11 protein-coding genes are annotated in these 14,026 nt (G+C 72.8%); 4 read left to right on the top strand and 7 right to left on the bottom strand.

Annotated elements, in window-relative coordinates; genetic code table 11:
* Positions 1-8: 8 nt before the first annotated feature.
* Entirely contained in the window at positions 9-698 is a 690-nt protein-coding gene (locus ACZ7LT_RS31655; RefSeq protein WP_471239544.1) for a YdcF family protein, read from the top strand.
* A complete protein-coding gene (locus tag ACZ7LT_RS31650; RefSeq protein ID WP_471239543.1) occupies positions 640-1,437 on the top strand; it encodes a WbqC family protein in 798 nt (265 codons plus the stop codon). Before ACZ7LT_RS31655 ends, ACZ7LT_RS31650 begins: the two co-directional genes overlap by 59 nt.
* A gap of 116 nt (positions 1,438-1,553) precedes the next feature.
* On the opposite strand, the gene ACZ7LT_RS31645 is transcribed toward ACZ7LT_RS31650, so the two are convergent.
* From ACZ7LT_RS31645 to ACZ7LT_RS31630, 4 genes are all read right to left on the bottom strand, one after another.
* Positions 1,554-2,999, bottom strand: coding sequence for an aldehyde dehydrogenase family protein (locus ACZ7LT_RS31645; RefSeq protein WP_471239542.1), 1,446 nt, complete (start codon positions 2,997-2,999; stop codon positions 1,554-1,556).
* A 184-nt stretch (positions 3,000-3,183) separates the two neighbouring features.
* Positions 3,184-4,143, bottom strand: a complete 960-nt coding sequence (locus tag ACZ7LT_RS31640) for an EamA family transporter (RefSeq protein WP_471239541.1) — start codon at positions 4,141-4,143, stop codon at positions 3,184-3,186.
* Positions 4,144-4,483: 340 nt separating this feature from the next.
* On the bottom strand, positions 4,484-6,046 hold the full coding sequence (locus tag ACZ7LT_RS31635) for a PucR family transcriptional regulator (RefSeq protein WP_471239540.1): 1,563 nt from the start codon (positions 6,044-6,046) through the stop codon (positions 4,484-4,486).
* 236 nt (positions 6,047-6,282) lie between these two features.
* Positions 6,283-8,646: a type IV secretory system conjugative DNA transfer family protein gene (locus ACZ7LT_RS31630; RefSeq protein WP_471239539.1), complete on the bottom strand. Its 2,364-nt coding sequence runs from the start codon at positions 8,644-8,646 to the stop codon at positions 6,283-6,285.
* Positions 8,647-8,899: 253 nt separating this feature from the next.
* On the opposite strand from ACZ7LT_RS31630, the gene gabT reads away from it, so the two are divergent.
* Both gabT and ACZ7LT_RS31620 read left to right on the top strand, forming a co-directional pair.
* Positions 8,900-10,234 carry a 4-aminobutyrate--2-oxoglutarate transaminase gene (gene gabT / locus ACZ7LT_RS31625; protein WP_471239538.1) on the top strand — a complete coding sequence of 445 codons (1,335 nt, stop codon included), beginning with the start codon at positions 8,900-8,902 and terminating at the stop codon, positions 10,232-10,234.
* 109 nt (positions 10,235-10,343) lie between these two features.
* The gene (locus ACZ7LT_RS31620; RefSeq protein ID WP_471239537.1) at positions 10,344-11,114 is read left to right on the top strand and encodes a phosphatase PAP2 family protein; all 771 of its coding nucleotides are present in this window, start codon (positions 10,344-10,346) and stop codon (positions 11,112-11,114) included.
* A 72-nt stretch (positions 11,115-11,186) separates the two neighbouring features.
* Here the strand turns inward: ACZ7LT_RS31620 and ACZ7LT_RS31615 are convergent, their stop codons facing one another.
* The 3 genes from ACZ7LT_RS31615 to ACZ7LT_RS31605 form a co-directional block, all read right to left on the bottom strand.
* The gene (locus tag ACZ7LT_RS31615; RefSeq protein WP_471239536.1) at positions 11,187-11,657 is read right to left on the bottom strand and encodes a hypothetical protein; all 471 of its coding nucleotides are present in this window, start codon (positions 11,655-11,657) and stop codon (positions 11,187-11,189) included.
* Between the two features lie 187 nt (positions 11,658-11,844).
* Entirely contained in the window at positions 11,845-13,263 is a 1,419-nt protein-coding gene (locus ACZ7LT_RS31610) for an NAD(P)/FAD-dependent oxidoreductase (RefSeq protein WP_471239535.1), read from the bottom strand.
* Positions 13,264-13,287: 24 nt separating this feature from the next.
* A complete protein-coding gene (locus ACZ7LT_RS31605; protein ID WP_471239606.1) occupies positions 13,288-13,875 on the bottom strand; it encodes an ABC transporter permease in 588 nt (195 codons plus the stop codon).
* Positions 13,876-14,026: the final 151 nt, after the last annotated feature.

Below are 14,026 nucleotides of genomic sequence, written 5' to 3'. Positions count from 1 at the left end.
AGGCAGCGATGATCGAGGGAGTCCCCGTGCCGGACCATGCACAGCGCACCATCACCGACGAGCAGTGGAACGACGCCGTGCTGATCTGGCGCTATCACCAGATGGGCCACGAGGTACGCCCCTGCTCGGCGGCAATCGGCCTGGGCAGCCATGATCTCGGTGTCGCCACCGCCACCGCCGACCTCTATGGGGCCGGCCTGTTCCCCGTCGTCGTCTTCAGCGGCGGAAACAGCCCGACCACAGCGGCCCGCTTCCCGTGCGGCGAGGCAGTCCACTACCGCGAGCACGCCCTCGACCTGGGCGTGCCCGACGAGGCGATCTTGTTGGAGACCGAGGCCGGGAACACCGGCCAGAACATCACGCTGTCCCGAGAGGTGTTGCGCGAGGCCGGCGTGGAGGTGGAGTCGCTGCTCCTGATCTCCAAGCCGTACATGGAGCGCCGCTCATACGCCACGTGCCGCAAGCTCTGGCCGGAGGTCGAGGTCGTCTGTACCTCTGAGCCGCTGGAGTTCGACGACTACATCAAGTCCATCGGCGACGAGAAACTCGTCGTAGACATGCTCGTGGGCGACTTGCAACGGGTCATCGAGTACCCGGCGCTCGGCTTCGCCGTCGAGCAGGACGTACCGGAGGATGTCCATGACGCGTACGAGCGCCTCCTGCGCGCCGGTTTCGACAGCAGGCTCATCAGCTCCTGACACCGACACCGCTCCTCCGGGGGCGGTGTGCTCGATCCACCAGCCGAACTTCTTCCCACGGCTGTCCACGCTGGCGAAGCTGTTTGCATCGGACGTGTGGATCGTCCTGGACGACGTCCAGTTCGCCCGCCGGGACTACCAGCACCGGGCCCGGCTGGCCGCCCTGGCAGACCCTGGCGACAGGCGGTGGCTGTCCCTGGCCACCCACCTGCCGCAGGGCCGCAGCACGCTGATCCGCGATGCGCGGCTCGCCGATCCCGAACGCTGTCGACGGCGGGTCCAGCAGCTCACCCACCAGGCGTACGCGCGGAGCTCGAACTGGCCCGCCGTGAAGGCGGTCGTGGACCGTGCTCTGGAGGAGTTCAACTCCACGAAGCGGACGGCTGCTGTCGCCGAGGCATCGACGTTGGCGCTTCTGGCGGCCGTGGGGTGGTCCGGGACGGTCGTCCGCAGCAGTGCACTGACCGCTCGCACCGGTCGATCCACGCGCCTCGCGGACCTCACCGTGGCAGCGCGCTGCAGGACGTACCTGTGCGGCCGCGGCGGCATGCGCTACGTCGAGCACCGTGCCTTCTCGGATGTCGACGTGGCCGTCGTGCCCTTCCTGCCACCGCAGAGGCCGGAGCCGTCGTGGGAGCATGCGCAATCCATCAGCGCCCTGTGGGCCTTGGCAGCAGTGGGCACTCGTGGAGTGCGCCAAGAGTTGCGGGACGCTGCTTCCCGCGCACGTGGGGCCTAGCGACCAGTCGCGGAAGAACGCTCACCTTGGCCAAGAGCTTTGAGCCGGTGTTCCCAAAGGGTGACGGCCGGAGCCCCCGCACAGTGGGCTCCGGCCGTCGGTCTGTGGCGAACGGGTTACAGCGCGAGGCCCGTCAGGACCAGCACCCGCTCGTAGGTGTAGTCGTCCATGGCGTAGCGGACGCCCTCGCGGCCGACGCCGGACTTCTTGGCGCCGCCGTACGGCATCTGGTCGGCGCGGTAGGACGGGACGTCGCCGATGATCACGCCGCCGACCTCCAGTGCGCGGTGGGCGCGGAAGGCGGTCTGGAGGTCGTGGGTGAAGACACCGGCCTGGAGGCCGAAGTCCGAGTCGTTGACCGCGGCGAAGGCCTCGGCCTCGCCGTCGACCTTGGCGATGGTGAGGACCGGCCCGAAGACCTCGGCGCGGGCGAGGGTGGTGTCGGCGGGCAGCTCGGTGAGGACGGTGGGGGCGTAGGTCGCGCCCTCGCGCTTGCCGCCGGTGAGCAGGTTCGCGCCGGCCTTGACGGCCTCGTCCACCCAGGACTCGACGCGCTTGGCGGCGTTCTCGTCGACCAGCGGGCCGACGTCGGTGGCGGCGTCGTTCGGGTCGCCGGTGACCTGGGCCTCGACGGCCGCGACGATCTTGGGCACCAGGCGGTCGTAGACCGAGGCGTCGGCGATCACGCGCTGCACGGAGATGCAGGACTGGCCGCCCTGGTAGTTGGAGAAGGTGGCGATACGGGTCGCCGCCCAGTCCAGGTCCTGCTCGGACGCCCAGTCGCCGAGGACGACGGCGGCGGCGTTGCCGCCGAGCTCCAGCGTGCAGTGCTTGTGCGGCACCGACTCCTGGATGGCGAAGCCGACCTTGTCGGAGCCGGTGAAGGAGATGACGGGGAGGCGCTCGTCCTGGACGAGAGCGGGCATCCGGTCGTTGGGGACCGTCAGCACGGACCAGGAGCCGGCCGGCAGGTCGGTCTCGGCCAGCAGCTCGCCCAGGATCAGGGACGAGATGGGGGTGGCCGGGGCCGGCTTGAGGATGATCGGGGCGCCGACGGCGATGGCCGGGGCCACCTTGTGGGCGCTGAGGTTCAGCGGGAAGTTGAACGGCGCGATGCCGAGCACGACGCCCTTGGGGATGCGGCGGGTGAGCGCGAGCCGGCCGACGCCGCCGGCCTCGGTGTCGAGGCGCTGGGCCTCGCCGCCGTTGAAGCGCCGGGCCTCCTCGGCCGCGAAGCGGAAGACGGAGACGGCACGGCCGACCTCACCGCGGGCCCACTTGATCGGCTTGCCGTTCTCGGCGGAGATCAGCTGGGCGATCTCCTCGGTGCGCTCGGCCAGCCGCTTCGACACGTGGTCGAGGGCGGCGGCGCGGACATGGGCGGGGGTGGCGGCGAACTCGTCCACGACGGCATGGGCGGCGGCCACGGCCTCCTCGACCTGCGCCTCGGTGGGCACGCTGACCTGTCCGACGAGCCGGCCGTCCCAGGGGGAGGTGACGTCGAAGGTGGTCTCGCCGGCGGCCTGGCGGCCGGCGAGCCAGAAGCCGTGGGTGACAGTCATTGCGTGTCCCGGCCCTTTCCGCGGTGGTGGGTTCTTCCTCGTCACACGGTAGGGCCGAGTGGGCGAACGGTCGTTTGTCCGGGATGGAGTGGTCAAGGCCGTCGGCCCGCCGGTTTGGAGGAGGCGGGCCGATGAGGCCTCAGCCGCGGCGCTCGGTGGACACGATGCGGCGGACCGGCGGGGCTCAGCCGCGGCGCTCGGTGGACACGATGAGACAGACGCCCGCGACGACGACCGCGCCGCCGACCGCGATCGGCCAGCTGAGCGCCTCGCCGAGGACGAGGGCGCCGAGGAGGACCGCGACGACCGGGTTGACGTAGGCGTACGTGGCGACGAGCGAGAGCGGCGCGCGCTGCAGGAGCCAGGCGTACGCGGTGAAGCCGACGAGCGAGCCGAGCAGCACGAGACCGGCGAAGCCGGCCCAGGAGCGGGCGGAGAAGGCGGTCAGGTCGAGCCCGCGCTGCTCGCCCCGGACGAGACCGACGGCGAGGCAGCCGAGCCCGCCCGCGACCATCTCGTACGCGCTGGCGGTGAAGGGGTTCTTCGGCATCGGGATCCGGGAGGCGGAGAACGACCCGATCGACCACATGACGGAGGCGGCGACGACGGTCAGGACGCCACCGATCCGTACGTCGCCGCTGAGTCCGGGCAGCGTGAGCACCGCGAGCCCGGCGAGGCCGGCCAGGACGCCGCAGACCGCTCCGGCGCCCGGCCGCTCACCGGCTCCGGCCCGCAGCAGCACGACCCAGGCGGGCACCACGGCAATGAGCAGAGCGGTGAGACCGGAGGGGATGGAGGTCTCGGCGAGGACGACCAGCCCGTTGCCGCCGAGCAGCAGGAGCAGTCCGACGACGGCGGCGGAGAGCAGCTGGGCACGGTCGGCCTTGAGTACGCCCGGGCCGTGGCGCCAGGCGAGCAGTCCGGCGAGCAGCAGCCCGGCGGTGACGAAGCGGGCGCCCGCGGAGAGGAACGGCGGCATCGTCTCGACGACCAGGCTGATGCCGAAGTACGTGGAGCCCCAGACGACGTAGACGATGGCGAGGGCGCCCCAGACCGCCCCGGAGATCCGCCGGGGGGTCGGGCCGGGCGGGGTGTCGGAGGGGGCGTGAGTGTCGGATGCCGGGTCGACGGCGGGGCGTGTCATGTCCAGGAGGTTAGAGATCCAGAACCTCAAATGCCAACGATTTTGCCCGAGTTCGGGCAGGATGTGGGGCGAACTCGGGCAGGAGTGGGGGCGGGCTCGGGCAGGATTCGGGCGGACTCGGGCCGATCGCCTCCCAGCTCGGATACGGGTCACATCGGGCCGATCGCCTCCCAGCTCGGATACGGGTCACATCGGGCCGTTCGCCTCCGGCTCCGGTATGGGCCCCACTCGGGGCCGTCCGCCTCCGGCTCGTATACGAGCCGCACTCGGGCCGTTCGCCTCCGGCTCCGGTACGGGCCGTATTCGAGCCGTTCCCGGCCTTCGGCCTTCCGGCCCTGGGCTACTCCGGCTGTTGCGGCTCGCCCGTCGCCTTGAGGGCGAGCCAGAGCTCCATCCGGACGTCCGGGTCGTCCAGGGAGCGGCCGAGGATCTCCTCCACCCGGCGCATCCGGTAGCGCAGGGTGTGGCGGTGCACGCCGAGGTCGGCCGCGGCGGCGTCCCACTGGCCGTGGCGGGAGAGCCAGGCGCGCAGGGAGGCGACCAGGTCGCCGCGGCCGGTTGCGTCGTGTTCGCGCAGGGCCCGCAGCATGCCGTCGGCGAAGGCGCGGACGGCGTCGTCGGCGAGGAGCGGGAGTACGGAGCCGGAGGCGAGCTCCTCGTGCTCGACGAGGGCCCTGCCGCGGCGGCGGGCCACCGACAGGGCCTGCTCGGCCTGCTTGTAGGCGGCCGCGGCGGCGATCGGGCCGGTGGGCGCCGACAGGCCGACGACCAGCTGGGCGTCCTCGGCCTCCTTGTCGGCATACATCTCGCAGGCCGTGACGACCGCGCCGCCGTCCCCGGCGAGCACGATCAGCCGGTCCTCGCCCTCCGGGACGGTCAGGACGGCCTCCCCGGCCCGGGCGGCGGCGGCCTCCAGGGCTTCGGCGAGGGCGGGCAGCGGAGCCTCGGCGGCCGGGTCCTTCTCCCCCGCGCTCTCCGCGATCAGGAGCCGGAACGGCGCGTCCAGCAGGCCCCCGTACAGATCGCCGGCCACCGCACGGGCGTGGTCGGGCTGGCCGGAGAGCATCATCCGCAGGACGGCCGCGCCGAGCCGCTGCTCGGCGGCCTGGAGGGAGCGGGAGCGTTCCGTGGTCAGGGTCAGCAAGGCGATCGCGGAGTGCACGGCGTACCGCTCGGCGGTGCCCAGCGGGGCGCCGGTGCCGACGGCGAGCGCGCCCCGGACCCGGCGGCCGGTGCCCAGGGACTGGAGCTCGACCCGGTCGTCCGTGCCGCCGACGACGGCGCTCGCGGGCGCGGGGCGCTCGCGCAGCCGCTCCACGTCGGAGGTGAGCCGGGCGGCGCGCCGGGCGGCCCATTCGGGCGAGGCGGCGAGGACGGTGCCGGAGGCGTCGTACAGCGCGGCCCAGCCGTCCACATGGGCGGCGAGCCGGGCCACGACCGCGTCGGGCCCCTCGGCGAGGGCTGCGCGGGTCAGCTCGCGCTGGGCCTCGAAGCCGGCGGTGACCGCGCGGTACTGGTCGGCCGCGATCGCCGCCGACACCGCCTTGCTGATCGCCAGGAACGGCGTACGGCGCGGGACCTCCAGGAGCGGCATGTTCTCCCCGCGGGCGGCGTCGAGGAGGGCCTGCGGGATCGCGTCGTAGTTCACCCCGACGGCGAACCCGATGCCGACGACACCGGCGCCAGCGAGCCGCCGTACGTAGCGGCGCATCGCCTCCGGGTCCTCGGCGTCGAGGGTCATGGCCGTGACCAGGAGCAGCTCACCGCCCTCCATGTACGGGACGGGGTCGGCGAGCTCACTCACATGCGCCCAGCGCACGGGGGTGTCGAGCCGGTCCTCACCCGCGCGCACGGTGAGCTTGAGCGCCGAGTGCTGCACGAGCGAGGCGAGCGTGGGGGGCATGGGGACCGTAGGCCCTTCGGGCGGCGGGGACGGAGGGGAGGTGCTCCGATTCTGCCAGGGCCCGGGCCGGGCCGCGCCGGGCCCGGGCCGCGCGGGCTCAGCCGCGCCGGTTCAGCCGCGTACCGCGTCGGCCCTCGGCGAGGGCCGTGGGGGCGGCGAGGGCGGCGAGGGTCAGCTCGCGCCGGCCTCGAAACCGCCGATGACCGGGAACGTACGGGTCCGGGCCCCGTACCGGCTCAGCCGCGCAGGTCCACGAGGAGCGGCGGGGTGGGTTCGCCGCCGACCGTGGTCAGGGACAGGACGGCGTGCCCGGCGGGTACGGCGTGCGCCAGGTCCGAGGCGGACCAGCGCTGGCGCTCCACCTCGCGGACGGTCACGGCCTCCGCGGTGGCGGCCCGGCCGGTGACCAGGCGCCGCATGAAGTGCAGGGCCTTGGTGAGGGGCTCGTCGGAGATGATCTGCCGGTTGGTGACGTCACGGGTCTGGACCCATTCGGTGCCCCAGGTCTCCGCGAACCGTCCGCCGTCCCACGGGGTGAGCCCGGCGAACGCCATCCGGCAGCCGACCGCGCCGAGCAGCGGCCCGCGCAGGTGCTCGGGCACGTCCTCCAGGCTGCGCAGGGCCAGCACGGCACCGGCGTGGGCGGAGCGGAGCCGTTGCAGGGCGCGCACGGACTCGGTCGTGACGGTGTACGTGGCGTCGTCCAGGACCAGGCAGGCGAAGAGCGACCGGTCGGTACGGGCGAGGGCGGCCTCGGCGAACTGGGCGAGCAGCAGCCGGGAGACGATCCGGGCGGCTTCGGCGTGCCCCCGCTCGGGCAGGTCGACGCGGACCCGCAGCGGGTGGGCGAGAGTGCGCAGAGAGAACTGGCCGGTGCGGACGTCGGTGCGGAAGAACGACGCGAAGGCGGGCCGGTCGAGGAACGCGACCCGCTCGGCGAGGAGCACCCCCACCTCGTCGCCGCGCTCCGCCTGCCGGGCGCGGGCGTCGAGCTCGCGCAGCTGGGCCGGATCGTGGGCGACGGCGGCGCGCAGGGCGGCGAGGGCCTCGGGGGCGCCGTCGAGGAGTTCGCGCAGCGCGGGCACGCCGGGGTAGTGGCCGTGGGCGGACTGGTACGGCCCGATGAGCTGGGCGAGCGCGGTGGCGGCCCGGCGGGTGTCGCCGACCAGGTCGCCGACGAGGGCCTCGGCGAGGATCCGGGCGGCCTCGTCGGGGTCGTCGGCGCCGCCGTACAGGTCGAGGTCGTGGGTGGAGTCGGCGCGCCCGACGGAGACGACGACGTCGAAGGCGGTGTCGGGGGCGAGGGCGGTGCCGTGGGAGGTGACGGCGACGACGGCGGCGCGGTTGGCGAGGGCCTGGAGGCAGAGCGACTCGACGACGGGCCGCACGAGCCGGACGGTCTTCCCGGCGCCGGCGGGCCCGACGGCGAGCAGCGAGGTGCCCAACAGAGTGGGTTCCAGGGCGACGCCGGTGGTGCGGCGGGCGTAGGGGTTGCGGGGGTGGTCGGCGGCGGTGCCGATCCGGACCTGGCCGACGGCGAGGTCGTGGGTGGCGGTACGTACGGGCAGGTCGCGTACGCCGGAGGGGTGGGCGCAGGCGGCGGCGCCCTGGGTGCGGACGGCTTCGGTGAAGGCGGCGAGCCGCTCGGGGCGGGCCCGTACGCCCTGCCAGGCGCGGGTGATCCGGGCGTAGTCCACGTCGCCGAGGCTGCCGTCGCGGGTGGCAGCGGCGAGGCTGCGGGCGGTGTCGTCGAGACCGGCGGCGCGCAGCTCGGGCCAGTCGGCGGGGTCGGCTTCGGGGGCGGGCGGGGGCGGGGGCGCGGTCTTGCGCCGCAGGGCGTACCGGCGCCAGATCTCGGGGAGGTGGCCGACCCGGGCGAAGAAGACGAGCAGTCCGCCGCCGACCAGGGCGTAGTAGGTGTAGCTGGCGGTGGCCCAGGTCTCGGCGTCGGTGCGCCAGGAGTCGGGGGTGAGCACGAGCAGCGGCCACAGCCAGTAGCGGCCGAGGTAGCCGTTCCACAGCAGGGACCACAGCAGCCAGCCGCTGAGCAGCGAGATCACGGCCCCCGCGAAGAGCCGCCGGGCGGGCACGAGCTCGGGCTCCTCGTCGGGCCGCGGCCGGTGCCCCAGCCGCCAGATACCCGGCTCTGCGACGGGCCGCGGTGCCCGCAGCCACTCCAGAACGGAGGCACGGGCGGGTGCGTGGGCCGGAGGCGGCGGGAGGTGGCCGGGCAGCGGAGGCGCGGGCGCGGTCCGTGCCGCGCGAGCGACGGCGGGCGCGGCAGGCGCGGGAACCTCCGGCGCCCCGGTGGGCACGCCGGCCGCCGCACCGCGCGGCGCGGCGGGCGCGGCAGATGCCGCAGGTGGGGCGGCCCGCTCGGCAGGCGCGGCAGGCGCCGGAACCTCCGGCGCCCCCGACGGCACCCCGGCGGGGTCGGCAGGCGCGGCGGCCCGCTCGGCGGGGTCGGCAGGGGCGGCGAGCGCCGGCACATCCGACGACGGCCTCTCCCGCTCCCCCGCCTCCCCCGTCGCCCTCGTCGGCCGTGGCACCCCTGCGCCCGCCTGGGTGCCGCGTGCGTCGTGTGTGCCGTCGGTGTCCATCTACCCCTGCCCCCTGACCAGCCAGGTCGCGCGTCCGTAACCCCCGTCAATCTAGTGCGGTTCGGCGCCCGCGGGCCCGATTTGGCGCCGTCGCCGGGCGGGCAGGCTTGCCCCTCCCCCGCGCCTCCTATGTCCGTGGCGGACAACGACACACTCCCACCACTCCCGATCGGCGCATGCCTGCCCCCGGCCCCCACCCCTAACCTGCGGAAAGAAACTCTGAAAGCGTCCGGAAACACCCCCAGGAGCCCTCATGAGCGCAATTCCGCAGGAGCGCCGCGTCGTCACCGCGATTCCCGGCCCGAAGTCGCAGGAGCTGCAGGCCCGCCGTCTCGACACGGTGGCCGGCGGTGTGGGCTCCGTGCTTCCCGTCTTCACGGCGCGCGCCGGCGGCGGCATCATCGAGGACGTCGACGGCAACCGTCTGATCGACTTCGGTTCCGGTATCGCCGTCACCTCCGTGGGCGCCTCCGCCGAGGCCGTCGTACGCCGCGCCACCGCCCAGCTCGCCGACTTCACCCACACCTGTTTCATGGTGACGCCGTACGAGGGCTACGTGGAGGTCTGTGAGGCGCTCGCCGAGCTGACCCCGGGCGACCACGCCAAGAAGTCCGCGCTGTTCAACTCCGGCGCCGAGGCCGTCGAGAACGCGGTCAAGATCGCCCGTTCGTACACCAAGCGCCAGGCCGTCGTCGTCTTCGACCACGGCTACCACGGCCGTACGAACCTGACGATGGCGCTGACCTCGAAGAACATGCCGTACAAGCAGGGCTTCGGTCCGTTCGCGCCCGAGGTCTACCGGGTGCCGGTCGCCTACGGCTACCGCTGGCCCACCGGCCCGGAGAACTGCGGTCCCGAGGCCGCCGCCCAGGCCATCGACCAGATCTCCAAGCAGATCGGCGCCGAGAACGTCGCCGCGATCATCATCGAGCCGGTGCTCGGCGAGGGCGGCTTCATCGAGCCCGCCAAGGGCTTCCTGCCGGCGATCGTGAAGTTCGCCAACGACAACGGCATCGTCTTCGTCGCGGACGAGATCCAGTCCGGCTTCTGCCGCACCGGTCAGTGGTTCGCCTGCGAGGACGAGGGCATCGTCCCGGACCTGATCACCACCGCCAAGGGCATCGCGGGCGGTCTGCCGCTCGCCGCCGTGACCGGCCGCGCCGAGATCATGGACGCCGTGCACGGCGGTGGCCTGGGCGGCACCTACGGCGGCAACCCGGTGGCCTGCGCCGGTGCGCTCGGCTCCATCGAGACCATGAAGGAGCTCGACCTCAACGCCAAGGCGAAGAAGATCGAGTCGCTCATGAAGTCCCGGCTGTCGGCGATGGCGGAGAAGTACGACATCATCGGCGACATCCGCGGCCGTGGCGCGATGATCGCCATCGAGCTGGTCAAGGACCGCGCCACCAAGGAGCCCAACCCGGAGGCCGCCGGCGCGCTGGCCAAGGCCTGCCACGCCGAGGGTGTGCTGGTCCTGACCTGCGGCACCTACGGCAACGTGCTGCGCTTCCTGCCGCCGCTGGTCATCGGCGAGGACCTGCTGAACGAGGGCCTGGACGTCATCGAGGCGGCGCTGGCTGCGATCTGACGGTCCGTGTGACGGGTGACCGTCACTCTGTGAAGAGGTTGTGGGGGGCCGATGGCGGGATGGAGATCCGGCTGTCGGTCCCCTCGCCTCTGCCGTACGGTTTCTGCAGATGAGAGAAACACCCCGCTCGCAGGTGACTGCGGGCGACCACAGGGCGGGGCCTCCCCAGCATCGCCCTGATCGTGCCCTCGCGCACACCCCCGGGGCCTCCGGTCCCGGAACTCCTCACCGATCGGACGGCCGCCCGCCCCACACCCCCCGGGGCGCGCGGTGCACCGGTCAAGCCGGCCGCCTCGGAACCACCCCCCCTGTTCCGGGGCGGCCGGCTTATCTCCTTCTCGCCCTCTGCGGGCTCCTCTTCGGACTCACCACCTGGCAGGTCGCCGTCGGCGGCCCCCTCGCCCGGCTGGACGAACGGGTCTCCCGCCATCTCGCCGGCCGTGGCCCGCGGTGGCTCACCGAACTCAGCGCCGATCTCGGCAACATGCAGGTCGCCCTGCCCGTGCTGGCCTGCGCGCTGGCGTACGCGCTGTGGCGCGGGCGGCGCCGTCAGGCGCTGTACGCGGGCCTGGCCATGGTCCTCGTACCGGCTCTGGTCGTCCCGCTGAAGCTGCTGCTGGAGCGGCAGGGCCCGCTCACCGAGGCGACCGGCTACTACCCCTCGGGCCACACGGCCACGGCGCTGATCGCCTACGGCGGGGCAGCCCTGCTGGTGGCCCGGCGCTGGGCGGTCGCCGCCGCCGGGGCGCTGACCGCGGCGACGGGCACCGGTCTGGTGCTGCGCGGCTACCACTGGCCGTTGGACGTCCTGGCCAGCGTCTTCCTGTTCTCGGCGGTTCTGCTGCTCAGCTCCATGGGTATGCGTCGAAGTTCCGGCTGAACTCCCAGCTGAACTCCCACTGGTTGTAGCGGTCAGGGCGTGGATGACCGGGAGGGCGAGACCTCTGGCGTCTCAGCGGCCCGGCTCCCCCCTCTCCTCGCGGGCGAGCCGGCCGGCCGCCTCGTGCATGGCGAGTTCGAGCAGCGCGGCGTCCGTGAGGGTCCCGGTACCGTCCGGCGCGATCAGCCAGCGCACCCCGCCGGTGGCCCGGCCGGGGTACGGCACGACGATCCAGGTGCCCCAGCCGGCGCTGCGCACCCCCGTACCGAGCCAGCGCGCGGCCGTGCCCGGCGGCACGAAGAAGCCCATCCGGGCATCGCCGAAGTCGGCGAGGACCGGGCCGGGCCGGTCGACGAGCCGGGTGAGCACATCGAGCGTCGGATAGCCGAGCTCCCCCGGGAGGATCAGTACGTCCCAGCGCCGGCCGGCGGGCAGCAGCGCGACCCCGAGGGGGTTGCGCTCCCATTCCCACCGGCAGGCGTCAGGATCCGGTGCGACCGACACCAGCCATTCCACTGCGGTCTTGGCCCCCGAACCTGTCATTGCCAACGGCCTCCATGTCCGTGTGCGGACGATTGCGTCCACGCGGGGAGAGCGGAGTTGGCGACGATCATTACGCGGGTTCGGGCCAATGGTTGGTGGTGAACTGGGTCATATCTTGATCGATTGGTGTGCGCCCCCGGCGTGCGGTCGGCGCACACTGACGAAATTTGGCGGGATCCAGCGGTGTCTAGCTGTCGAAACCGAGGCCCAGACGGTCCATCGCCTTCAGCCACAGATTGCGGTGGCCGCCGTGGGTGTCGGCGTGCGCCAGGGACCACTTGGTGATCCCGATCCCGGCCCAGGCGAACGGCTCGGGCGGGAACGGCAGCGGCTTGGAGCGCACCATCTCCAGCTCCGTACGCTCCGTGCGCCGCCCCGACAGCAGATCGAGCATCACATCGGCGCCGAACCGGGTGGCGCCCACACCGAGCCCGGTGTAGCCCGTGGCGTAGGCGACCTTGCCGCCGTGCGCGGTGCCGAAGAACGCCGAGAAGCGCGAGCAGGTGTCGATCGCGCCGCCCCAGGCGTGGCTGAAGCGGAGCCCCTCCAGCTGCGGGAAGCAGGTGAAGAAGTGCTCGGCGAGCTTGAGGTAGGTCTCCGGGCGGTGGTCCATCTCGGCGCTGACCCGGCCCCCGTAGGGGTAGATCGCGTCGTAGCCGCCCCACAGGATGCGGTTGTCGGCGGTGATCCGGAAGTAGTGGAACTGGTTGGCGGAGTCGCCCAGGCCCTGCCGGCGCTTCCAGCCGACCGCGGCGAGCTGCTCCTCGCTCAGCGGCTCGGTCATCAGGGCGTAGTCGTAGACCGGGACGACGTAGTGCCGCACCCGCTTGACCAGCGACGGGAAGACGTTGGTGCCGAGGGCGAGCCGGCGGGCGAGGATCCGGCCGTAGGGAGTCCGCACGGCCATGCCGGGGCCGGCCGCGGCCAGGTCCAGGGCCTGGGTGTTCTCGTAGATCCGTACACCCAGCTCCAGGCAGGCCCGCTTGAGGCCCCAGGCCAGCTTGGCGGGGTGCAGCATGGCGACGCCGCGGCGGTCCCACAGCCCGCCGAGGAAGGTGGGCGAGTCGACCTCGGCCCGTACGGCGTCCTGGTCGAGGAGCTCCAGGCCACCGGCGAGCCCGAGCCGCTCGGCCTCCGCGTACATCTCGCCCAGCTCGTCGAGCTGGTGCGGCTCGGTGGCGACGTCGATCTCGCCGGTCCGCTCGAAGTCGCAGTCGATGCCGTACGCCGCGACCGCCGCCTCGATGGCGTCGAGGTTGCGCTCGCCCAGCTCCTCCAGCGTGCTCAGCTCACCGGGCCAGCGGGCCAGGCCGTTGCCCAGCCCGTGGGTGAGGGAGGCGGCGCAGAAGCCACCGTTGCGGCCCGAGGCGGCCCAGCCCACCTCGCGGCCTTCGATCAGCACGACGTCGCGCCCGGGGTCGCGCTCCTTGGCGAGGAGCGCGGTCCACAGTCCGCTGTAGCCTCCGCCGACCACGAGCAGATCGCAGCGCTCGGCGGAGGTGAGGGCGGGCAGGGCGGCCGGCTTGCCGGGGTCTTCCAGCCAGAAGGGGACGGGCCGGGCGTCGGAGAGAGAGTGTGCGGCACTACGCATGGCGACTGGGGCCATGGTTTCCAACTCCTTCGAGCTTTCTCAGGTTGTCGCGGTGCGCTTTCGCCGGTTGGTGATGATCTGCCCGGCGACGACCACCAGTACAGCGATGATGAACATCGCCGTGCCGATGACGTTGATCTGCACGGGCGTGCCGCGCTGCGCCGATCCCCAGACGAACATGGGGAAGGTCACGGTCGAGCCCGCGTTGAAGTTGGTGATGATGAAGTCGTCGAACGAGAGCGCGAAGGCGAGCAGCGCGCCCGCCGCGATGCCGGGTGCGGCGATCGGCAGCGTGACCCGTACGAAGGTCTGCACCGGCCCCGCGTACAGGTCGCGGGCGGCCTCCTCAAGGCGCGGGTCCATGGACATCACCCGGGCCTTGACGGCGGTGACGACGAACGACAGACAGAACATGATGTGGGCGATCAGGACGGTCCAGAAGCCCAGCTCCGCGCCCATGTTGAGGAAGAGCGTGAGCAGGGAGGCGGCCATCACGACCTCGGGCATCGCCATCGGCAGGAAGATCAGCGAGTTGATCGCGCCGCGCGCCCGGAAGCGGTAGCGGACCAGCGCGAAGGCGATCATCGTGCCGAGCGCGGTGGCGCCGAGCGTGGCCCACGCGGCGATCTGGAGGGAGAGCGTGAGCGAGCCGCACAGGTCGGCGACGCCGCAGGGGTCCTTCCAGGCGTCCAGCGAGAACTGCTGCCAGGAGTAGTTGAACCGCCCGGCCGGCTTGTTGAACGAGAACACCATCACGACGATGTTCGGCAGGATCATG

It is taken from the genome of Streptomyces sp. NPDC039465 (assembly GCF_055639315.1).
The sequence above is the reverse complement of the archived record's forward strand: the minus strand, read 5'-3'. Positions and strand labels throughout refer to the sequence as shown.